Source organism: Spirillospora sp. NPDC029432, from assembly GCF_040703975.1.
Taxonomy (GTDB): domain Bacteria; phylum Actinomycetota; class Actinomycetes; order Streptosporangiales; family Streptosporangiaceae; genus Spirillospora.
Window position 1 is genome coordinate 1 of sequence record NZ_JBEZWH010000101.1, and the last position, 19774, is coordinate 19774.

Sequence of the window (19774 nt, forward strand, 5' to 3'; positions counted from 1 at the left end):
GCCGAGGGGATCGAGTACGAGGAGCGGATGGAGCTGCTCCAGGACGTCGACTACCCGAAGCCCCTCGAAGAGGGGGCGACCGCCGCGAAGCAGGCGCTGCGGGCGGCGGCACCCATGAAGGAGTCGCGGCCGAAGACCATCAAGATCCAGAAGATCGGCGTCTCGGCGCCGGTGTCCCTCATCGGACTGCGCCCCGACGGGCGGATCGAGGAGCCGCCGCTGAGCCGCCCCAACCTGACCGGCTGGTACAAGGAGGGGGTCACCCCCGGCGAGATGGGGCCCTCGGTCATCCTGGGCCACGTCGACGCCAACAAGAAGGCGGCCGTCTTCTACCGGCTCAAGGAACTGAAGGCGGGCGACACCATCCAGGTGGCCCGCCAGGACGGCTCCACCGCGACGTTCGCGGTGGACCGGCTGCAGAGCGTGGACAAGGACGCGTTCCCGCACCGGAAGGTGTTCGGCGAGGACATCGACTACTCCTCGCTGCGCCTGGTCACCTGCGGCGGGGCGTTCGACGCGGCGACGGGGCACTACCGCAACAACCTCATCGTCTTCGCGAAGCTCGTCCAGCCCGTTTGATCCTGTACGGACCGTTCCCGTCCCGCTTTCGGGACGGGAACGGTCCGTATCCGCGTGGCCGGGTTGCCGATCACGACAAATCGGGGAAAATCGCTAACTGGACCGTTCACCGGACCGGCTGACCCCAGGGTCACGGTCCCCTGGCAGAACGGCGGTATCCGCTCCCCGGCCGGATACTCCACGGGAAACCGGGCACCACGCCCGAACGGTCCGCCCAACCGGAGACCGGCGGAGCACGGAGGTGACCGCGTGCAGGCGATCAGTGTGCAGCAGCCCTGGGCCTTCGCCATCGCACGGGGCGGCAAGGCCGTCTCGAACCAGGACCTGCCGACCGCCTACCGCGGCCCGCTGCTGATCCACGCCTCCATGCGGGTCGACCTGAAGGCCTGCGACTCCCCGCTCATCCGGTCCGCGGGCTGGGATCCCGGCCACCCGCTCGCCACGATCGGCGCGGTCATCGCCATGGCCGACCTCGACGACGTCTGCTCGGCCGGCCTGGACGGGCCCTGCGACTGCGGTCCCTGGGGCGAGCGGGGCTTCCACCACTGGCGCCTGACGTCCGTCCGCGCCCTCCCCCGCCCCATCATCGCCCTCGGCCGCACCGAGCCCTGGCAGCCCTCCGCCACCCTGATGACGGAGGTCCGGACCATGCTCGCCACCGCCGCGGCCGCCACCGACCGCCTGACCTGATCCCTTGCCCCGAGCGTCCCGGCTAGGCGGCGGCCTCGCGGAGGCGGGCGAACTCGGCGGCGATGCGGTCCAGGGGCCAGCTCGCGTTCAGGCCGCTGGGGTTCGGGAGGACCCAGAGGCGGGCCGGGCCGAACGTCTCGTCCTGCGGGCCGATCCGCGTGCGCGGCTTCCCGAAGGCGGTGCGGTAGGCGGTGACGCCGGCGACGGCCAGGTAGGCGGGGCGGTGGCGGCCGACCAGGTCGCGGAGGCGGCGGCCGCCCTCGCGCAGTTCCTCGGCGGTGAGCTCGTCGGCGCGGGCCGTGGTGCGGTGGGCGAGGTTGGTGATGCCGAGGCCGTACGAGGGCAGCAGGTCCTGCTCGGCGGGCGACAGCAGGCGGTCGGTGAAGCCCGAGCGGTGCAGGGCGGGCCAGAAGCGGTTGCCGGGGCGGGCGAAGTGCAGGCCCGTCGCGCCCGAGTACAGGCCCGGGTTGATGCCGGAGAACAGCACCCGCAGGGACTCGCCGCCGGCGGGCAGGACGTCGGGCACGATGCGGTCGCGGGCGGCCTCCAGATCGGCCTTGGTGGGGCGCATCAGACCAGGCTACGCACGATCAGGGTGACGGCGGACGCGGCCACCACGACCAGGATGGCGGTGCGCATGCGGCCGTCGTCGACGTACTCGCGCACCGGGCCCGCCAGCAGGAAGCCGGCCAGGACGAACGGGGTCAGCGCCAGCCCGGCGGTCACCTGCTCGGCCGGGAGCTGGCCGGCGGCGGCGAGGGTGAGCAGGGAGATCAGCGCGCCGCCGGTGAAGAAGACGGCGAGGGTCGCGCGGACGCGGGGGCCGCTCTCGTGCTGGTAGAGCAGCGCGATGGGCGGGCCGCCGATCGCGGAGGCGGTGCCGGTGGCCCCCGCGACCAGGCCGGCGGTCGCCAGCGTGCCCGGGTTGCGGGGGACGCGGCCGTGCCAGAGCCCGGCACCCAGCGCGGCCAGCACCATGCCGCCGATGATCACGCCGAGGGTGCGGACCGGGACGGCCGCGACCACCCAGACGCCGAGCGGGGTGCCCGCCAGCCGCCCGCCGAAGGCCCAGCCGAGCCCCTTCAGGTCGGCGTGCCGGACCTCTTGCGCGAGCGTGGCCAGCGGGAGGACGGTCGCGGCGACGAGGATGGAGCCGGGCATCAGCGACGGGAACAGCATCGTGACGATCGGCGTCGCCACCAGCCCCACGCCGAGCCCCACGCTGCTCTGCACGATCGCGCCGGCGAGCGCGGCGAGCCCGCCGATGACGAGGAAGTCGAGTCCAGGCACGTGCTGGAACGTTACATCCCGATATTTCCGATCGTTCAAGCGGAGGCGTCGGTGAGCCTCTCGGTCTCCTCCGCGGTCAGCTCCAGCTCGGCGATCGCCATCAGGGCGGGCAGCTGCTGGACGGTGCGCGCGCTGGCGATCGGCGCGGCCACGGTGGGCCGGGCGCGCAGCCAGGCCAGCGCCACGGTGGCGACCGACACGTCGCGCTCCTTGGCGATGCCGTCCAGCGCCGCCAGGACCCGCGGGCCGCGCTCGGACTTCAGGTACGCGCCCGCCTTGCCGGCGCGGGCGCTCTCGACCGTGCTCCCCGGCCGGTACTTGCCGGTCAGGAAGCCCGAGGCCAGCGCGTAGTACGGGACCGCGGCCAGCCCGTTCCGCTCGGCGATCCGCATCGGCTCGCCCTCGTAGGTGTCCCGCGAGACGAGGTTGTACTGCGGCTGGACGGCCACGAACTTCGCCAGCCCCTCCCGGTCGCTGACGGCCAGCTGCTCCTCCAGCCGGGCGGGCTCGATGTTGGACGCGGCGATCTCCCGCACCTTGCCCTCGCGGACCAGCTCGTCCAGCGCGCCGACGATCTCCTCGGCGGGCACGCTGGGGTCGTCGTAGTGCGTGTAGTACAGGTCGATGTGGTCGGTGCGCAGGCGGCGCAGCGAGTCCTCCGCGGCCGCCTTGATCGTCTCCCGCCGCAGCCCCTTGTGCGCGGGGTGCGCACCGCCCTTGGTCGCCACCACCATCCGGTCGCGGCCGCCGCGGGCGGCGAGCCACTCCCCGATCAGCTCCTCCGACTCCCCGCCGTGGTTGCCGTCGACCCACGCCGAGTACACGTCGGCCGTGTCGACGAAGTTGCCGCCGCCCGCCGCGTAGGCGTCCAGGACGGCGAACGACCCGTCCCGGTCGGCGGTCCACCCGAAGACGTTGCCGCCCAGCGCCAGCGGGAAGACCTCCAGCGCCCCGATCCTGTTCGTGTTGGTCATGCGAAGATCCAATCGCGCCGCCGTCCCGCCCGTGCGGCCGCCCCCTCGACTTTGACCAGCGCCGGACGCTCCCGATGCGAACGTGTGAACGCGGACGGGCCGCCCCCCTGGTGGGAGGCGGCCCGTCTCGGGTTCGCGCCTACTTGCGGAGGAGGTTGCGGAGGACGTACTGCATGATGCCTCCGTTGCGGTAGTAGTCCGCCTCTCCCGGGGTGTCGATGCGGACGACGGCGGTGAACTCCTTGCCGTCGGCCTTCACGGTCACCTCGTCGGGGACGCCGCCCTCGTTCAGCTTCTCGACGCCGGTGATGTCGAACGTCTCGGTGCCGGTCAGGCCCAGCGAGTCGGCCGACTCGCCGTCCTTGAACTGGAGCGGCAGGACGCCCATGCCGATCAGGTTGGAGCGGTGGATCCGCTCGTACGACTCGGCGATGACGGCGCGGACGCCGAGCAGCGCGGTGCCCTTGGCGGCCCAGTCGCGGGAGGAGCCGGAGCCGTACTCCTTGCCCGCGATGACGACCAGCGGGATGCCCTGCGCGGCGTAGTTCTGCGCGGCGTCGTAGATGAACGACTGCGGCGCGCCCTCCTGGGTGAAGTCGCGGGTGTAGCCGCCCTCGACGCCGTCCAGGAGCTGGTTGCGCAGCCGGATGTTGGCGAACGTGCCGCGGATCATGACCTCGTGGTTGCCGCGGCGGGAGCCGTAGGAGTTGAAGTCCTTGGCGGTGACGCCGTTGTCCTGGAGGTACTGCGCGGCCGGGGTGCCGACCTTGATGGCGCCGGCCGGGGAGATGTGGTCGGTGGTGACCGAGTCGCCCAGCCGGGCCAGCACGCGGGCGCCGTGGACGTCGGCGACCGGGGCGGGCTCCATGCCCATGCCGTCGAAGTACGGGGCCTTGCGGACGTAGGTGGAGTTCGCGTCCCACTCGAAGGTGTCGCCGGTCGGGATCGCCAGCTCCTGCCAGCGGGAGTCGCCCTTGAACACGTCGGCGTAGTCCTGGAGGAACATCTCCTGGCCGATCGAGCCCTCGACGATCTCCTTGACCTCCTCGGCGGACGGCCAGAGCTCGCTGAGGTAGACCGGGGAGCCGTCGGCGCCCTCGCCGATCGGGTCGTTCAGGATGTCGATGTCCATCGTGCCCGCGAGCGCGTAGGCGACCACCAGCGGCGGCGAGGCCAGGTAGTTCATCTTCACGTCGGGGTTGATGCGGCCCTCGAAGTTGCGGTTGCCCGACAGGACCGAGGTGACCGCGAGGTCGGCGTCGTTGATCGCCTTGGAGATCTCCTCCTGCAGCGGGCCGGAGTTGCCGATGCAGGTGGTGCAGCCGTACCCGACCAGGTTGTAGCCGATCTTGTCGAGGTACGGGGCCAGGCCCGAGCGCTCCAGGTAGCCGGTGACGACCTGGGAGCCGGGGGCGAGGGAGGTCTTGACCCACGGCTTGCGGGTCAGGCCCTTCTCGACCGCCTTCTTGGCCAGCAGGCCGGCGCCGACCATGACGTACGGGTTGGACGTGTTGGTGCAGGAGGTGATCGCGGCGATCACCACGGCGCCGTGGTCGATCTCGAACTTCGTGCCGTCGGCCAGGGTGACCGGGGTCGGGTCGTTCGGGCGGCCGCCGCCGTTGGCGCCGTGCTCGCGCGGCTTGTCGCCCTCGCCGGCGTGCCCGATCGCCGGGGAGTCCGAGGCCGGGAACGACTCGGACGAGGCCTCGTCGGCCGGGCCCTTGATGCCGTCGCCGGCGACGTAGTTGCGCACGTCGCGGCGCCAGGTCTCCTTGGCCTCCGACACCGAGATGCGGTCCTGCGGGCGCTTGGGGCCGGCGATGGACGGCACGACGGTGTTGAGGTCGAGCTCCAGGTACTCGGAGAACTCGGGCTCGACCGACGGGTCGAGCCACATGCCCTGCTCCTTGGCGTACGCCTCGGCCAGCGCGATCTGCTCCTCGCTGCGGCCGGTCAGCCGCAGGTACGACAGGGTCTCGCCGTCGATCGGGAAGATCGCGCAGGTGGAGCCGAACTCGGGGCTCATGTTGCCGATGGTGGCGCGGTCGGCGACCGGCAGCGCGGCGACGCCCTCGCCGTAGAACTCCACGAACTTGCCGACGACGCCGTGCTCGCGCAGCATCTCGGTGATGGTCAGCACCAGGTCGGTGGCGGTGGTGCCGGCGGGCAGCTTGCCGGTCAGCTTGAAGCCGACGACCCGCGGGATGAGCATCGAGATCGGCTGGCCGAGCATCGCGGCCTCGGCCTCGATGCCGCCGACGCCCCAGCCGAGCACGCCGATGCCGTTCTCCATCGTGGTGTGCGAGTCGGTGCCGACGCAGGTGTCGGGGTAGGCGACGCCGTCCCGGTCGAAGACCACGCGGGCCAGGTGCTCGATGTTGACCTGGTGCACGATGCCGGTGCCGGGCGGGACGACCTTGAACTCGTCGAAGGCGGTCTGGCCCCAGCGCAGGAACTGGTAGCGCTCGCCGTTGCGCTCGTACTCGCGCTGCACGTTGCGCTCGAACGCGTCCGGCGAGCCGAAGTAGTCGACGATGACGGAGTGGTCGATGACCATCTCGGCCGGCGCCAGCGGGTTGATCTTGGACGCGTCGCCGCCCAGGTCACGTACGGCCTCGCGCATGGTGGCCAGGTCGACCACGCACGGCACGCCGGTGAAGTCCTGCATGATCACCCGCGCCGGGGTGAACTGGATCTCCTTGCTGGGCTGCGCCTGGGAGTCCCAGCCGGCCAGCGCGCGGATGTGGTCGGCGGTGACGTTGGCGCCGTCCTCGGTGCGCAGGAGGTTCTCCAGCAGCACCTTGAGGCTGTACGGCAGCCGGGCCGAGCCCTCCACGGCGTCCAGCCGGTAGATCTCGTACGACTTCTCGCCCACCTGCAGCGTGTTACGGCTGCCGAAGCTGTTCGCGGACACGGACTCCTCCTCCGTCACCGTCGCGCGTCCGGTCCGGGACGTGATGCGCGCGACGCTTGCGTCATATGTTTTGATGCGGCCCTCCGGCCGCCCCCGCTCGGCGGGCCGCACGGCGGACCCGGGCGGACGGAACGTACCTTGAATCCTGCCCTAACGGTCGTCCTGCTCGGGATCCGGGGCCGCCTAACTTCGCCACCTTTTCTCTTGATGTCAAGCTATCCCCGATTTATCTCGACATCAAGTTACTTCTCGGTAGGGTGCCGACCCCTCTCCCCCGTTCGTTGACGGCCGGGAACCCTCTGGCCCGGATGCGCGTTTTCGATATATCGTTGGCGTATCGCGAGAGATCAAAGAACGATCTTGGAAGGCGGTGGAGAACATGGGGACGACGCATGGCCACGGGAGTGACCTGCGCTGGGCCTTCGCCGCGGCCGCGCTGGGGGCCAAGGCCGCCCATCTGGCGGCGCACCGGGCACGCGAGCACGGGGGCGGCTGCGGGCCGCGGGCGCAGGCCGGCGGGCCGCAGTTCGGCTGGATGTTCGGCGGCGGGCCCGGGCCGTGGGGGCCGGGCGGGCCGCCGTGGGGCCGCGGCCCCTGGGGGCGCGGGCCGGGCGGCCGCGGGCCGCGGGCCCGCAAGGGGAACGTGCGCGCCGCGATCCTCGCGCTGCTGGCCGAGGAGCCGCGCAACGGCTACCAGATCATCCAGGAGATCAACGAGCGCAGCGGCGGGGGCTGGAAGCCGAGCCCCGGCGCCGTCTACCCGGCGCTGCAGCAGCTCGCCGACGAGGGGCTGATCCGCGGCGAGGAGGGCGGCGGCCGCCGGACGTTCCACCTGACCGACGAGGGCCGGGCGTACGTCGGCGAGCACGCCGACGAGCTGTCCGAGCCCTGGGCGGAGATGGCGCCCGACTTCGGCGAGGGCGTGCCCGACCTGTTCAAGCAGGTGGCGCAGACCGGCGCCGCGGTGATGCAGATCGTCCACTCGGGCTCACCGCAGCAGGTCGACAAGGCCAAGGAAGTGATCGCCGAGACCCGGCGGCGGCTCTACCTGATCCTGGCCGACGACGATCCGGGCCCGGACGCGGCCGGCGCCGCCGAGGAGTGAACGTGACCCGCACCGACGAGATGCGCATCGGCGACGCCGAGCGCGACGCGGTCACCACCGCGCTGCACGAGCACTTCGCGGCGGGACGGCTCGACCGCGAGGAGCTCGACGAGCGGCTCGGCGCCACGCTGGCCGCCAAGACGCACGGCGACCTGCGGGCGATCGTGCGGGACCTGCCGGGCCCCAGCGGCCTGCCGGAGCCGGCGCGGGCGCCGGTGCCCGGCCACTGGGCGTACGCCCACGGCCACCACCTGCGGCACCACCACGGGCACCATCCGCACCATTCGCGCCACGCGCACCGGTTCCCGGCGTTCCCACTGATGGTCGGGCTCTTCATCGTCCTCGCGATCGCGGCCGGGCCGGGGACGGCGATGCTGGCGGTGCTGCAGTTCGCGCTGCTGGTGTGGATCGTCCGCGCGGTGCTGTTCGCCGTGCGGTCGGGGCGGCCCCGTCCCCGTTAGGAGGCTGGACCGGGCCCGGCCGGGGTGAGACCTTCTCAGCATGAACCCCGAGCGGTTCCTGCATCCGGTCTCGCCCGTGGCCGGGCCCGGCGAGGCCGCGCTGCGCGCCACCGTCGAGCGGCTCGCCGCCGTCGAGCGGCCGCCGTGCTCGCCCGGCGAGCGCGAGGCCGCCCACCTGATCGCGGACCGGCTGCGCGCGGCGGGCGCGGCGGCCGAGGTCGAGGAGGTGCCCGCGTACGGGTCGTACGCCCGGCCGGTGGGCGTGCTGGCCGGGCTCGCCGCGCTGGCCGGCGCCGCGGGCGGGCGGCTGCGGCCGCTCGGCGCCCTGGGCGGCGCGCTGGCCGCGGCCGGGATCGCCGACGAGGTCTCGTTCGGCCACCGGTACGGCCGCCAGTACGCCCGCTCGGTGCTGAGCGTGCGCCGCACGGCCTGCAACGTCGTGGCCGGGCTCGGCGCCCCGGACGCGCCGCGCACGCTGGTCGTCATGGCGCACCACGACGCCGCCCCGGCCGGCCGCGGCCTCGGCCGGCGGGCGCTGCGGCGGCTGGCGCGCCGCCGTCCCGACCTGGTGGCGGCACTGCCCGCCGCGCCGCCCGTGTCGTGGCCCGTGTGGTGGCCGGTGATCGCGGGCCCGCTCTGCGTCGCTCTGGGGAGCGCGGCGGGACTCTCGTGGCTCCGCCGTACCGGTACGGTCCTCAGCGCCCTGAGCGCCGCGGCGATGGCCGACACCGCACGCCGCCGCGCCGTCCCCGGCGCCAACGGCGGCCTGAGCGGCGTCTCGGTCCTGATCGCGCTGGCCGAGTCGCTGGAGCGCCGCCCCCTGCCGGGCCTGCGCGTCCTGCTCGTCTCGGCGGGCGCGGAGGAAGCCCTCCAGGAGGGCGTCCGCGGGTTCGCCCACCGCCATTTCCACGACCTGCCGACCGGCAGCACCTGGTTCCTCAACCTGGACGCGGTCGGCTGCGGCGATCTCGTGCTGCCGCGCGCGGAGGGCCCGTTCCGTACGGAACGCTACGACGCGGGCTTCGGCGACCTGATCGCGCGCTGCGCGCTGGAGCAGGACATCGCCGTCGACCGGGGGTCGCGGGCGCGTTCCGGCACCGGCGCGATGGTCCCGCACCGGCACGGCTACCGCACCGCCTGCCTGGTCTCCATGGGCGGCGGCCGGCCGGTCCCCCACCACCGCCTCGCGTCCGACCTCCCCGAGCACGTCGACTACCGCTGCGTGGCCGACGCCGCGCGGCTCACCGAGGCCGTCGCCCGCGCCCTCGCCGTCCACTGACCCCGGCGCTCCGGCCGGTCGGGGTCACGCCGGGGCGCGCAGGGCGGCGGCCTCGGCGGCGGCGGCCCGGATCCGGTCCCAGTCGCCGTCCCGCACGGCGTCGGGCGGGGTGAGCCAGGTGCCGCCCACGCACGCGACGTTCGGCAGGCCGAGGTAGCGGGGCGCGTTGTCCGGGGTGACGCCGCCGGTGGGGCAGAAGCGGATCCGCGGGAGCGGCCCGCCGAGCGCCTTCAGGTAGTCGGGGCCGCCGGCCGGGCCCGCCGGGAAGAACTTCATCGCGGTGACGCCGTGCTCCAGGAGGGCCATGGCCTCCGAGGCGCTGGAGACGCCGGGCAGGAACGGGACATCGGTGGCGGTCATCGCCTCCCGCAGCGCGGCGGTGCAGCCGGGGCTGACCAGGAACCGCGCCCCCGCCGCGACGGCGCGGCGGGCGTCCTCCGGGTGCACGACCGTGCCCGCGCCGACGACCGCGTCAGGGACCTCGGCCGCGATCCGCTCGATGGACTCCAGGGCGGTCGCGGTGCGGAGCGTGACCTCGATGGCCGGCAGCCCGCCCGCCACCAGCGCCCGCGCCAGCGGTACGGCGGCGCCGGGGTCGTCCAGGACCACGACGGGGACGACGGGGGCGAGGTCCAGGAGCTCGTCGGCTTTCATGCGGCCTCCAGTTTCACGCGGTCTCCGCGATCTGTGCGAGTCGGGCGGCGGCGCCGGTCAGCGCCGGGTACGGGTGGACGATCAGTGCGGTGGGGATGGCCCGCAGGTAGCCCTCGACCGGGGGCTTGCCCTCGAACCGGCGGCGGAAGCCGCTGCGGTCGAGGGCGTCCGCGATGCGCGGGAGGATGCCGCCGCCGAGGTGGACGCCGCCGCGCGCGCCCAGCGTGAGGGCCACGTTCCCGGCGAACGACCCCAGCAGCCCGCAGAACGTCTCCACGGTCTCCACCGACAGCGGGTCGGCCATCCGGCAGATCTCCGCCGCGGTCAGCGGCTCCGCGGGGACGCCGTTCAGGCCGGCGAGGAGCCGGCGCATGCGGACGAGGCCGTTCCCGGAGAGGAACAGCTCGGCGCCGCCGGCGCCCGTCTCGGCGTGCAGGAGCCGGAGCAGTTCGATCTCGCGCTCGGTGCCGGCGGGCAGGTCCGCGTGCCCGCCCTCGGCGGCCAGCGGCAGCCAGCCGCCGGCGGCGGGGACGAGCCCGCCGACGCCCAGCCCGGTGCCGGGGCCGAGGACGGCCAGCGGCGCGGTGCCGTCCGCCGCGGGCAGGGCGTCCCCGCCGACCGGGCGCAGATCGCCGGGGCCGAGGCGGGGCAGGGACAGGGCGAGCGCCTCGAAGTCGTTCAGGATCTCCAGGTACGGCACCCCGAGCAGGTCCCGGACGCCCGCGACCGAGCCGGGCGCCCAGCCCGCGTTCGTCAGGTGGTACGTGGTGTCCGAGACGGGCCCGGCGACCGCGAGGCACGCCGCGCCGGGGCGGGCGCCGGCCTCGTCCAGGTACGCCGCGGCGGCCTCGCCGAGCCCCGGGTACTCGCACGTGGGCAGCGCCCGGACGCGCCCGGGCGCCGCGCCCGGCTCCTCGATCAGCGCGAACCGGGCGTTGGTCCCGCCCACGTCGGCGACCAGCCAGGGAAACCTCATCGCGCGCCACCTCCGTGCCCGGCCGGCCCCATGCCGGCGCCGCCTGCCACGTTCGCGCCTCCGCCGTCCGGAGTCCAGCCGGTCACGGCCGGGTCCCGCTGGTCACGCGAAGATCCCGGCGCCGCGCTCGGCGGGGCCCACGGCGGCGCGGAACGCGGCGAACAGCTCGCGGCCGGTGCCCGGCTCCGCGGGCGGCGCGGCGGCGGGGGTGCGCGCGGCGAACTCCTCGTCGGGGACGAGGACCTCCAGGACGCCCTTGCCCGCGTCGAGGCGGATCGGGTCGCCGTCCCGGACGCGGGCCAGCGGCCCGCCGTCGGCGGCCTCGGGCGAGGCGTGGATGGCGGCGGGGACCGCGCCGGAGGCGCCGGACATCCGGCCGTCGGTGACCAGCGCGACGCGGTGGCCGCGGTCCTGGAGGACCGACAGCGGCGGGGTGAGCTTGTGCAGCTCGGGCATGCCGTTGGCCTGCGGCCCCTGGAAGCGGACCACGGCGACGAGGTCGCCGTCCAGCTCGCCCGCCGCGAACGCCTCCTGCAGCTCGTGCTGGGAGTCGAAGACGCGGGCGGGGGCCTCGATCGTGCGGTGCTCCTCCCGTACGGCCGACACCTTCACCACGGCGCGGCCCAGGTTCCCGTGCACGGTGTGCAGGCCGCCTTGGGCCTCGAACGGGTCCCGGACGGGCCGCAGCACGGCGGGGTCGCCGGACTCGGCGGGCGCGGGGCGCCAGGCCGGCCCTTCCTCCGTCAGGACGGGCGACTCGCGGTACGCGGCGAGGGTGCCGCCGGTGGCGGTGCGGGCGTCCTCGTGCAGGAGCCCGGCGTCCAGCAGCTCGCCGATGAGGAACGCGGTGCCGCCGGCGGCGTGGAAGTGGTTCACGTCGGCGGAGCCGTTGGGGTAGAGCCGGGTCAGCAGCGGCGTGACCGAGGACAGCTCGTCGAAGTCGTCCCAGGTCAGCTCGATCCCGGCGGCGGACGCCATCGCGACCAGGTGGAGGGTGTGGTTGGTGGAGCCGCCGGTGGCGAGCAGCGCGACGACGCCGTTCACGAAGGCGCGCTCGTCGAGCAGCTCGCCGACCGGGGTGGTCAGGGTGAGGACGCGCCGCGCGGCCTCCTCGGTGAGCGCGGTGCGCAGCTCGGTGCCGGGCGGGACGAAGCTGGCGCCCGGCAGGTGGAGGCCCATGACCTCCATCAGCATCTGGTTGGAGTTGGCCGTCCCGTAGAACGTGCAGGTGCCGGGCGAGTGGTACGAGGCGGACTCGGCGGCCAGCAGCTCGTCCCGGCCGATCTCGCCCGCCGCGTACCGCTTGCGGACCCGGGCCTTCTCGGCGTTCGGCAGCCCGGACGGCATCGGCCCGGCGGGCACCAGCAGCGTCGGCAGGTGGCCGAAGGAGAGCGCGCCGATCACCAGCCCGGGAACGATCTTGTCGCAGACGCCCAGCATCAGCGCGCCGTCGAACATGTCGTGCGACAGGGCGATGGCCGTCGACATGGCGACGACGTCCCTGCTGAACAGCGACAGCTCCATGCCCGCGCGGCCCTGCGTGATGCCGTCGCACATGGCGGGCACGCCGCCGGCGAACTGGGCCGTGCCGCCCGCCGCACTGATCGCGGCCTTCAGCAGGTCCGGGTAGTCCTTGAGCGGCTGGTGCGCCGAGAGCATGTCGTTGTACGCCGACACGATCGCGATGTTCTTCGCCGTGGTCCCCTTCAGCTGGAGCTTCTCGGCGGGACCGCAGGCGGCGAAGCCGTGCGCGAGGTTGGCGCAGCCCAGCGCGGTCCGGGCGGGCCCGGCGGACGCGGCCTCGGCGATCCTGCGCAGGTACGCGGCGCGGCGGGCGGCACCGCGCTCGGCGACGCGCTCGGTGACCCGCGCGACCACGGGATGGGGGGACCCGGCCATCGACGCTCCTCCACTCACACTCTTCAGATAACGACTGCGCACTACTTAAGCATGAATAATTACATAAGTCCCGTATCTTGTGACACTTCTGCTGCCATGCTTCACTGGCCGGATGACCAGACGGCCCTCCTCGAGCGGTGACGTGCTGAAGCTGATCCGCGAGGGCGCGAGCACCCGCGCGGAGCTGGGCCGGATCACCGGGCTGTCCCGCCCCGCCGTGGCGCTGCGGGTGTCCGAGCTGATGGCGCACGGCCTGGTCGGCGAGCGCTCCGACGGCCCGTCCACCGGCGGCCGGCCGCCGGCGCGGCTGTCGTTCAACGCCGCCGGCGGCGCGATCCTGGTCGCCAACCTCGGCCGGTCCCGCGGCCAGGCCGCCGTCTGCGACCTCGCCGGGAACGTGCTCGCCCAGGACCACGTCACCCCCGGGCTCGACGCGCTGCTCGACCACTGGGACGCCCTGCTGGACGGGCTCGGGCGCCCGCCCGTCCGGGGCGCCGGCATCGGCGTCCCCGATCCCGTGGAGTCCGGCCGCGAGGAGTGGGACGGCGTGCCGGTCGGGCCGCCGATCGCCGCGCGGTTCGGCGTGCCGGCGTTCCTCGAGAACGACGTCAACATCGCCGCCCTCGGCGAGTACGAGTCCCGGTACCGCCGGGAGGCCGGCGACCTGCTGTTCGTCAAGCTCTCCACCGGGATCGGCGCCGCGCTCATCATGGGCGGCCGGATCCAGCGCGGCGCGCTGGGCGCCGCCGGCGAGATCGCGCACATCCCCGTCTCCGGTGGCGGCGGCGTCACCTGCCGCTGCGGGAACCGCGACTGCGTCGAGGCGGTCGCCGGCGGCGCCGCGCTGCTCGCCCGCTCCCCCGCCGCGGACCTCGCGGAGCTCGCCGGGCTGGCCCAGGCCGGCGATCCGGCCACCGTCACGCTCGTCCGGGAGGCCGGCCGCCGCGTCGGCGAGGTGATCGCGGCCGCCGTCAACCTGCTCAACCCGGCGGTCGTGCTGCTCGGCGGCGACCTGACCGCCGCGTACGAGCCGCTGGTGGCGGGCGTGCGGGAGGTCGTCTACCGGCGCGGCACCACCCTCGCCACCCGCGGCCTGCGGATCGAGCCGAGCCGGCTGGGCGACGCGGCCGGCCTGGCCGGCTGCGCGGCGCTCGTCCTGGACCACGTCCTCGCCCCCGAGGCGGTCGACGCGCTCCTCCGGCGGCGCGAGCGGGTGTGACGGCCTGCCCGGCGCCGGTGGGCTAGTGCAGGGACTCGTCCGGGGGGCCGATGGCGAGGCGGGTGAAGCGGACGGTCAGGCCGTCGCGTTCGGGGGCGCAGCAGTAGGGCCCCGCGGCCGCCGGGACGCCCGGCGGGAACGGGGCCACGCGCAGCATCCGCCACGGCTCGTCGCCGGCGCGGGCCCGGACGGTGACGGCGTCGCCGGTGCGGCTGGCGCGGATCGTCACGGCGCGCCCGGCCCACTCCGGTACGGGGAAGGTCGACCAGTCGGAGCGGTCGTGGGTGACGACGGCGCCGGCCTGGAAGAGCCCGTCGGCGTACTCGACGCCGGCCTTGATCCAGGTGCGCTCGTCCAGCCGGAGCAGGAGGCCCGCCTGGTCGAACTGCTCGGTGAAGTCGGCCCGGAACGTCACCTCCGCGGCCGCGTCGGGGCCCAGCGGGGCGAGCAGCGCGTGCCCGGAGTCGCGGTCGTAGCCGTAGGAGGTGGTGCGCCAGAAGTCGCTGCCGCGGGCGGCCGTCATGAGGAGGTCGGCGCCGTCGCGGGCGGCCGCGGGGGGTTCGTTGAGCCAGGTTCCGTCGTTCCAGGAGAGCTCGTCCATCGCCCCAGTCCAGCACACCCGGCGATCTTCGTCTCCCGGGCGGCGTCCTGGGCGGGGCGGCGGGCGATGCGCCATGCTCGGTGCCATGGCGCCAGACATGTCCGCGTACCTCCTGCCGATGACCACCACCGACGACGAGCTGGACCGGGACGCCGCCGTGGCGGTGCTGCCGGTCGGGAGCTTCGAGCAGCACGGGCCGTTCCTGCCGCTGGCGACCGACACCGTCATCGCGTGCACGATCGCGCGGGAGGTCGCCGCCGCCCATCCGGTGCTGGCGCTGCCGCCGGTGACGATCTCGTGCTCGCACGAGCACGCCGCCTGGCCGGGGACGGTCAGCGTCTCGGCGGCGACGCTGTACGCGGTCGTGCGGGACGTGGCGGAGTCGCTGCGCCGGTCCGGGGTCGGGAAGCTCGTGCTGGTCAACGGGCACGGCGGCAACTACGTGCTCGGCAACGTCGTCCAGGAGGCGGGCGGGGACATGGCGCTGTTCCCCGCCGAGCAGGACTGGGAGGCGGCGCGGGCGGCGGCCGGGCTGCGCAGCCCCGCGCCGGACGACATGCACGCCGGCGAGCTGGAGACCTCCATCCTGCTGCACGCCCATCCGGGCCTGGTGCGGGCGGGGTACGAGGCGGGCGACCACGACTCCGGCGACCGGCGGCACCTGCTCACGCTGGGGCTGGAGCCGTACACGGACTCGGGCGTCGTCGGGCGGCCGTCACTGGCCTCGGCCGGCAAGGGCCGGGATCTTCTCGCCTCCCTGGTGGAGTCGTTCGGCGAGCATCTGCGGCTGCTCGATCCGTAGCCGCGCCGGCGGCGCCGGCCGGGCGGTCCGCCGGGCGAGGCGCACGAGCGGCACGGCGGCGCCGGGGAGGCCGGCGACCAGCGTGAGGAGCCCGTACACGACGGCGACGGTGAGGCCCTGCGCGGCGCCCAGCCCGACGGCGCCGAACGCCAGTGCCGTGGCGGCCTCGCGGGGCCCCCAGCCGCCGACGTTCACCGGCAGGCCCATCACCAGCAGCGCGAGGACGGCGAGCGGCACCAGGTCGGCGAGGGGGGCGTGCGCGCCCGCCGCGCGGGCGGCGACCAGGAACAGCGCGACGTGGCCCGCCAGCGCCGCCGCCGACAGCAGCGCCAGGCCGGGCCAGACCTCGCGGACGAGCCGCAGGTCCGCCGCGAGCGCGCGGAGCCGGCGGCGCAGGGCCCACCCGGCGGCCGCGAGGACGGCGGCGACGGCGACGGCGGCGGCCGCCACGGCGCCCAGGGCGGGCAGCAGGACGGGCCGGGTGAGCAGGACCAGCAGCCCGGCGGCGACGATCACCACCTGGCCGGCGGCGCGTTCCAGGACGACCGCGCGGACGCCGCGCCCGACATCGCCGGAGTCGCGCCCGTGGCTGACCGCGCGGTGCACGTCGCCGAGCACCCCGGCGGGCAGCACCGCGTTCAGGAAGGACGCCCGGTAGTAGTCGCCCACGGCGGTCCCCAGGGAGAGGCGCAGGCCGAGCCGGCGCGCCACCAGGCACCAGCGCCGGGCGTTGCAGAACGTCGTGAACAGGCCGATCCCCAGGGCGACGGCGGCCGACTCCGCGGTGACGGCGCGCGCGGCGGCCACGAACGCGCCGGTGCTGTGCCACCACACGAGCCCGGCGAGGACGGCGACGGCGGCGAGCGTCCGCAGCCAGGGCCACAGCGATCGGGTCATGAGGCCGCCCCCGGGAGTACGAGCAGGTCGCGATGGTGGACGACGGCGTGCAGCTCGCCCGCGGCGCAGGCGTCGAGCCGCTGCCTCAGGTACGTCTCGCCGGGCAGGCCGGGCGACTCCTCGACGGCCGCGCCGACCCAGCCGCGCAGCCACTCGGCGGTCAGCGCGGCCCGCTCGGGGCCGAGCCGCCACGGGCTCGGGCTGGTCCAGACGGTCGCGCCGCGGCGCTCGAACGCGCGGGCCGCGGCGTCCGGGGCGGCCGGGCCGAGCCGGGCCCCGCGCCGCTGGTGGGCGTTGAACGCGGCGGCGAACCCGGCGTCGAACGGGTCGGGCGGCGTCAGCTCGACCCGCCCGGTCACCGAGAGCGCCAGCAGCGCCGGACGGCCCGCGCCGGTGATCGCGGCGGCGAGGCGGTCCAGCTCGGCGCCGGTCAGCAGGTCGAGCAGCGCGGACGCGGTGACGAGCGAGGTGCCGGCGAGGTCGGCGGCGGTGAGGGACGTGATGTCGCCCTCCCGCGTCTCGGCGGCGGCGCCGACGCTCGCGCTCGCGCGCGCGAGCAGCCCGGGATCGCGGTCGTGCAGGATCCAGCGCTGCGGGCCGGGCAGCCAGCCCGCCAGCCACCGGTGCATCGAGCCGGTCCCGCAGCCGAGGTCGCGGACGACCAGCGGCCCGTCCGCGCGCGCGGCGAGATGGGCGCGCAGCGGGCCGAGCAGGTCCACGGCGCGGGCGGCGGCGTCGGCGGGCTCGCGCAGCGCCAGCCAGTCCGGGGAGAACGTTCCGGGGGCGCTCACGGGGCCTCCCGGTCCAGGACGGCGGCGAGGTCGCGGGCGGTGTCGTCCCAGCCCCGCAGCGTGCCGCGGCGGGCGAGGGCGGCCGCGCGCAGCCCGCTCCGGAGTCCGGGATCGGTGAGCCAGCGGCGCAGCGCGGCGGCGAGGGCGGTGACGTCCCCGGGCGGTACGAGCAGCCCGGGGACGCGGCCGCCGGGCGCCCGCCCCAGCGCCTCGGGCACTCCCCCGCAGTCCGCCGCCAGGACGGGGATCCCGCGGGCGAGCGCCTCGGTCACGACCATCCCGTACGTCTCGGCGCGCGACGGCAGCACCAGCAGGTCGGCGCCGGCGTACGCGGCGTCCAGCCGGGCGCCGCGGCGGGGCCCGGCGAGCGTGATCCGCTCGTCCAGGCCGTGCCGCTCGATCAGCTTGCGGACCTGCGCGACGTGCGCGAGGTCGCGGCGCAGCGGCCCGACGCATTCGCACGTCCACGGCAGGTCCGCCAGCTCGCCGAGCGCCTGGACGAGAACGTCGTGGCCCTTGCGGGGCGTCACCGACGCCACGCACAGCAGCCGCGTGCCGTCGCCGGGCGCCGCCGCGCCGGCGGGGTCGCAGCCGGGCGCGGCGACGTGGACGCGGTCCGCGTCGAGCCCGTGGTGGTCGACCAGCCTGCGGGCGGCCCATTCGCTGGTGGCCACGACGGCCCCGGCCGCGCGCAGGGTCGCGCGTTCGGGGGCGTCCAGGTCGGCGGCGCCGGCGCCCTCGTCCGCCAGGGGCAGGTGGACGAGGACCGTGACGCGCAGCCGGGCGGCGTGCGGGCCGACGACGTCCGGGACGCCGCAGGCGACGAGCCCGTCCAGCAGCACCCCGGCCGTGTCGGGCAGCCCGGCCAGGGCGCGGTCCAGCCGCTCGCGGGCGGCCGCGTCCGGGCGCGGCCAGTCCCCGGGGACCGCGATCTCGTGGACGGGGCGGCGGCGCGCCAGGCCCTCGCACACCCGCCGGTCGTAGACGTTGCCGCCGCTCGGCACGGCCACCCGGTCGACGTCGCCCGGCATGACCACGTACACGGCGTCGCGCTCCACGGGGTTCACAGGGCCAGCTCGTAACTCGCCCAGGCGACGTGCGACTCGTGCAGCGTCACCGTGATCCCCGCGAGGCCGCGCGCGCCCTCGCCCAGCTCCCCCGCCCGGACGCGTTCCGCGAGCCGGTCGGCGATCTCCTTGGCCAGGAACTCGGTCGAGGTGTTGACCCCGACGAACGCGGGCTCGTCGTCGAGGTTGCGGTAGTTGAACGCGCCCAGCACCGCGCCCAGCACCCCGGTGGCCAGCCCGATGTCGACCACGATGCCGTCGGCGTCCAGCTCGGCCCGGCGGAACGTGGCGTCCACCAGGAACGTGGCGCCGTGCAGGCGCTGGGCCGGTCCGAAGACCTCGCCGCGCAGGCTGTGCGCGACCATCAGGTGATCACGAACGGTGACGCTGAACAAGGACGTCCTCCTCGTAGACGACGCGGTGGCAGAGGGCGGGCAGGTCCCCGGACGCCAGCGGGGGCATGACCCGGGGGAGCTCCTCGAAGGGGCTCTCCCCGGTGATCAGGACGTCGAAGGCGGGGTTCGCCAGCAGCCGGAGCGCCAGCTCCAGCCGGTCCGCGAAGCCGCGCCGCCCCCTCCTGGACGGCGCGACCGACCCCACCTGGCTGCCGCGGATCGACAGCCGCCGGGAGTGGAACGACTCGCCGAGCGGGACGCTGACCGGGCGGTCGCCGTACCAGCTCAGCTCGATGACCTCGCCCTCGCGGGCGAGCAGTTCGAGGGACCGGGCGAGGCCGGCGCCGGTGGCGCTGGCGTGCAGCACCAGGTCGCAGTCGCCCGCGGCCCGCTCCGGGGTGGCGAAGCCGACGCCGAGCGCCTCGGCGACGGCCGCGCGGGACGGGTCCACGTCGACCAGCTCGACGCGGGCGCCCGGCAGCCCGGCGAGCACGCCCGCGGCGCAGCAGCCGACCATGCCGCCGCCGACGACGGCGATCCGGTCGCCGACCAGCGGCGCCGCGTCCCACAGGGCGTTCACCGCGGTCTCCACGGTGCCCGCCAGGACGGCGCGCTCCGGCGGCACGCCGTCCGGTACGGGTGTCACGGCGTGCGCCGGGACGACGTACCGGGTCTGATGGGGGTACAGGCAGAAGACGGGGCGCCCGCGCAGGTCGGGCGGCCCGTGCTCGACGACGCCCACGTTGAGGTAGCCGTACTTGACCGGCCCGGGGAACGAGCCGTCCTGGAAGGGGGCCCGCATGAGGTCGTACTGGCCGGCCGGAACGCCGCCGCGGAACACCAGTGCCTCGGTGCCGCGGCTCACCCCGGAGTACAGGGTCCGCACCAGGACGTCGTCCGGTCCCGGCTCCGGCAGCCGCACCGACCGGATCTCGCCCGTTCCGGGAGACCGCACCCAGAACGCCCGTGCCCTGCGCTCCATACTTCCCGATCACCCCATTCTTCCCGACCCCGCTGAACGTTCCGCGGTCCCCGCCCCGTACGGCATCGCATGACGCACACGACGGGGACCCGGAGCCCGATGATCACGGCGTGCTCGCCGACCGCGTCCGCGAGGCGCTCAAGCGGCGGCTGCCCGCCTACATGGTGCCGAGCGCGATCGTCACGCTGGACGCGCTGCC

The 19774-nt window shown here is 75.2% G+C and carries 21 protein-coding genes; 8 read left to right on the forward strand and 13 right to left on the reverse strand.

Going from position 1 to position 19774, the window contains the following annotated elements; all coding sequences use genetic code 11:
- Together AB0881_RS39215 and AB0881_RS39220 are read left to right on the forward strand one after the other, a co-directional pair.
- The coding region (locus AB0881_RS39215; protein WP_366625628.1) for a class F sortase at positions 1 to 579 on the forward strand (579 nt) is incomplete at its 5' end.
- Positions 580 to 828: 249 nt separating this feature from the next.
- Positions 829 to 1269 (forward strand): hypothetical protein, encoded by a 441-nt coding sequence (locus tag AB0881_RS39220; protein WP_366625630.1) that lies wholly within the window; start codon positions 829 to 831, stop codon positions 1267 to 1269.
- Positions 1270 to 1291: 22 nt separating this feature from the next.
- Here the strand turns inward: AB0881_RS39220 and mug are convergent, their stop codons facing one another.
- The 4 genes from mug to AB0881_RS39240 form a co-directional block, all read right to left on the reverse strand.
- Complete coding sequence (gene mug / locus AB0881_RS39225) at positions 1292 to 1840, reverse strand: G/U mismatch-specific DNA glycosylase (protein WP_366625632.1); 549 nt, start codon at positions 1838 to 1840, stop codon at positions 1292 to 1294.
- Positions 1840 to 2559 (reverse strand): sulfite exporter TauE/SafE family protein, encoded by a 720-nt coding sequence (locus AB0881_RS39230; RefSeq protein ID WP_366625634.1) that lies wholly within the window; start codon positions 2557 to 2559, stop codon positions 1840 to 1842. Before AB0881_RS39230 ends, mug begins: the two co-directional genes overlap by 1 nt.
- Before the next feature lie 35 nt (positions 2560 to 2594).
- A complete protein-coding gene (locus AB0881_RS39235; RefSeq protein ID WP_366625636.1) occupies positions 2595 to 3533 on the reverse strand; it encodes an aldo/keto reductase in 939 nt (312 codons plus the stop codon).
- A gap of 139 nt (positions 3534 to 3672) precedes the next feature.
- Positions 3673 to 6447 carry an aconitate hydratase gene (locus AB0881_RS39240; protein ID WP_366625638.1) on the reverse strand — a complete coding sequence of 925 codons (2775 nt, stop codon included), beginning with the start codon at positions 6445 to 6447 and terminating at the stop codon, positions 3673 to 3675.
- Between the two features lie 379 nt (positions 6448 to 6826).
- On the opposite strand from AB0881_RS39240, the gene AB0881_RS39245 reads away from it, so the two are divergent.
- Genes AB0881_RS39245 through AB0881_RS39255 form a run of 3 tightly spaced genes read left to right on the forward strand, consistent with a single transcriptional unit; the run spans position 6827 to position 9292 of the window.
- Complete coding sequence (locus tag AB0881_RS39245) at positions 6827 to 7552, forward strand: PadR family transcriptional regulator (RefSeq protein WP_366625640.1); 726 nt, start codon at positions 6827 to 6829, stop codon at positions 7550 to 7552.
- 2 nt (positions 7553 to 7554) lie between these two features.
- Positions 7555 to 8013 carry a DUF1707 domain-containing protein gene (locus AB0881_RS39250; protein WP_366625642.1) on the forward strand — a complete coding sequence of 153 codons (459 nt, stop codon included), beginning with the start codon at positions 7555 to 7557 and terminating at the stop codon, positions 8011 to 8013.
- Between the two features lie 40 nt (positions 8014 to 8053).
- Entirely contained in the window at positions 8054 to 9292 is a 1239-nt protein-coding gene (locus tag AB0881_RS39255) for a peptidase M28 (protein ID WP_366625644.1), read from the forward strand.
- 24 nt (positions 9293 to 9316) lie between these two features.
- Here the strand turns inward: AB0881_RS39255 and eda are convergent, their stop codons facing one another.
- The 3 genes from eda to edd form a co-directional block, all read right to left on the reverse strand.
- Complete coding sequence (gene eda / locus AB0881_RS39260; protein WP_366625646.1) at positions 9317 to 9946, reverse strand: bifunctional 4-hydroxy-2-oxoglutarate aldolase/2-dehydro-3-deoxy-phosphogluconate aldolase; 630 nt, start codon at positions 9944 to 9946, stop codon at positions 9317 to 9319.
- 13 nt (positions 9947 to 9959) lie between these two features.
- On the reverse strand, positions 9960 to 10922 hold the full coding sequence (locus AB0881_RS39265) for a glucokinase (protein WP_366625647.1): 963 nt from the start codon (positions 10920 to 10922) through the stop codon (positions 9960 to 9962).
- A gap of 102 nt (positions 10923 to 11024) precedes the next feature.
- The gene (gene edd, locus AB0881_RS39270) at positions 11025 to 12821 is read right to left on the reverse strand and encodes a phosphogluconate dehydratase (protein WP_366625649.1); all 1797 of its coding nucleotides are present in this window, start codon (positions 12819 to 12821) and stop codon (positions 11025 to 11027) included.
- A gap of 112 nt (positions 12822 to 12933) precedes the next feature.
- On the opposite strand from edd, the gene AB0881_RS39275 reads away from it, so the two are divergent.
- Complete coding sequence (locus AB0881_RS39275) at positions 12934 to 14040, forward strand: ROK family protein (RefSeq protein ID WP_366625651.1); 1107 nt, start codon at positions 12934 to 12936, stop codon at positions 14038 to 14040.
- A 22-nt stretch (positions 14041 to 14062) separates the two neighbouring features.
- On the opposite strand, the gene AB0881_RS39280 is transcribed toward AB0881_RS39275, so the two are convergent.
- Positions 14063 to 14641: a DUF1349 domain-containing protein gene (locus tag AB0881_RS39280; RefSeq protein ID WP_366625653.1), complete on the reverse strand. Its 579-nt coding sequence runs from the start codon at positions 14639 to 14641 to the stop codon at positions 14063 to 14065.
- Positions 14642 to 14726: 85 nt separating this feature from the next.
- On the opposite strand from AB0881_RS39280, the gene AB0881_RS39285 reads away from it, so the two are divergent.
- Positions 14727 to 15443: a creatininase family protein gene (locus tag AB0881_RS39285; RefSeq protein WP_366625654.1), complete on the forward strand. Its 717-nt coding sequence runs from the start codon at positions 14727 to 14729 to the stop codon at positions 15441 to 15443.
- Here the strand turns inward: AB0881_RS39285 and AB0881_RS39290 are convergent.
- From AB0881_RS39290 to AB0881_RS39310, 5 genes are read right to left on the reverse strand one after another with little or no spacing between them, the layout of a single operon-like run.
- Positions 15357 to 16340 carry a lysylphosphatidylglycerol synthase transmembrane domain-containing protein gene (locus AB0881_RS39290; protein ID WP_366625656.1) on the reverse strand — a complete coding sequence of 328 codons (984 nt, stop codon included), beginning with the start codon at positions 16338 to 16340 and terminating at the stop codon, positions 15357 to 15359. The two genes, AB0881_RS39285 and AB0881_RS39290, sit on opposite strands and share 87 nt — an antisense overlap.
- On the reverse strand, positions 16337 to 17131 hold the full coding sequence (locus AB0881_RS39295) for a class I SAM-dependent methyltransferase (protein WP_366625657.1): 795 nt from the start codon (positions 17129 to 17131) through the stop codon (positions 16337 to 16339). The genes AB0881_RS39290 and AB0881_RS39295 overlap by 4 nt, the downstream gene beginning before the upstream one ends.
- Positions 17128 to 18162 (reverse strand): glycosyltransferase family 4 protein, encoded by a 1035-nt coding sequence (locus AB0881_RS39300; protein WP_366625663.1) that lies wholly within the window; start codon positions 18160 to 18162, stop codon positions 17128 to 17130. Before AB0881_RS39300 ends, AB0881_RS39295 begins: the two co-directional genes overlap by 4 nt.
- Before the next feature lie 32 nt (positions 18163 to 18194).
- A complete protein-coding gene (locus tag AB0881_RS39305; RefSeq protein WP_366625659.1) occupies positions 18195 to 18593 on the reverse strand; it encodes a 6-carboxytetrahydropterin synthase in 399 nt (132 codons plus the stop codon).
- Positions 18571 to 19575, reverse strand: coding sequence for a zinc-binding alcohol dehydrogenase (locus AB0881_RS39310; RefSeq protein ID WP_366625661.1), 1005 nt, complete (start codon positions 19573 to 19575; stop codon positions 18571 to 18573). The genes AB0881_RS39305 and AB0881_RS39310 overlap by 23 nt, the downstream gene beginning before the upstream one ends.
- On the opposite strand from AB0881_RS39310, the gene AB0881_RS39315 reads away from it, so the two are divergent.
- A partial coding sequence (locus tag AB0881_RS39315) for a hypothetical protein (protein ID WP_366625662.1) occupies positions 19560 to 19774 on the forward strand: 215 nt, incomplete at its 3' end. The two genes, AB0881_RS39310 and AB0881_RS39315, sit on opposite strands and share 16 nt — an antisense overlap.

Coding starts and splice junctions, on each gene's coding strand:
- AB0881_RS39275 (WP_366625651.1), top strand. CDS start 12,934: ATGACCAGACGGCCCTCCTCGAGCGGTGACGTGCTGAAGCTGATCCGC.
- edd (WP_366625649.1), bottom strand. CDS start 12,821: ATGGCCGGGTCCCCCCATCCCGTGGTCGCGCGGGTCACCGAGCGCGTC.
- AB0881_RS39310 (WP_366625661.1), bottom strand. CDS start 19,575: ATGGAGCGCAGGGCACGGGCGTTCTGGGTGCGGTCTCCCGGAACGGGC.
- AB0881_RS39245 (WP_366625640.1), top strand. CDS start 6,827: ATGGGGACGACGCATGGCCACGGGAGTGACCTGCGCTGGGCCTTCGCC.
- eda (WP_366625646.1), bottom strand. CDS start 9,946: ATGAAAGCCGACGAGCTCCTGGACCTCGCCCCCGTCGTCCCCGTCGTG.
- AB0881_RS39300 (WP_366625663.1), bottom strand. CDS start 18,162: ATGCCGGGCGACGTCGACCGGGTGGCCGTGCCGAGCGGCGGCAACGTC.
- AB0881_RS39280 (WP_366625653.1), bottom strand. CDS start 14,641: ATGGACGAGCTCTCCTGGAACGACGGAACCTGGCTCAACGAACCCCCC.
- AB0881_RS39255 (WP_366625644.1), top strand. CDS start 8,054: ATGAACCCCGAGCGGTTCCTGCATCCGGTCTCGCCCGTGGCCGGGCCC.
- AB0881_RS39265 (WP_366625647.1), bottom strand. CDS start 10,922: ATGAGGTTTCCCTGGCTGGTCGCCGACGTGGGCGGGACCAACGCCCGG.
- mug (WP_366625632.1), bottom strand. CDS start 1,840: ATGCGCCCCACCAAGGCCGATCTGGAGGCCGCCCGCGACCGCATCGTG.
- AB0881_RS39290 (WP_366625656.1), bottom strand. CDS start 16,340: ATGACCCGATCGCTGTGGCCCTGGCTGCGGACGCTCGCCGCCGTCGCC.
- AB0881_RS39235 (WP_366625636.1), bottom strand. CDS start 3,533: ATGACCAACACGAACAGGATCGGGGCGCTGGAGGTCTTCCCGCTGGCG.
- AB0881_RS39285 (WP_366625654.1), top strand. CDS start 14,727: ATGGCGCCAGACATGTCCGCGTACCTCCTGCCGATGACCACCACCGAC.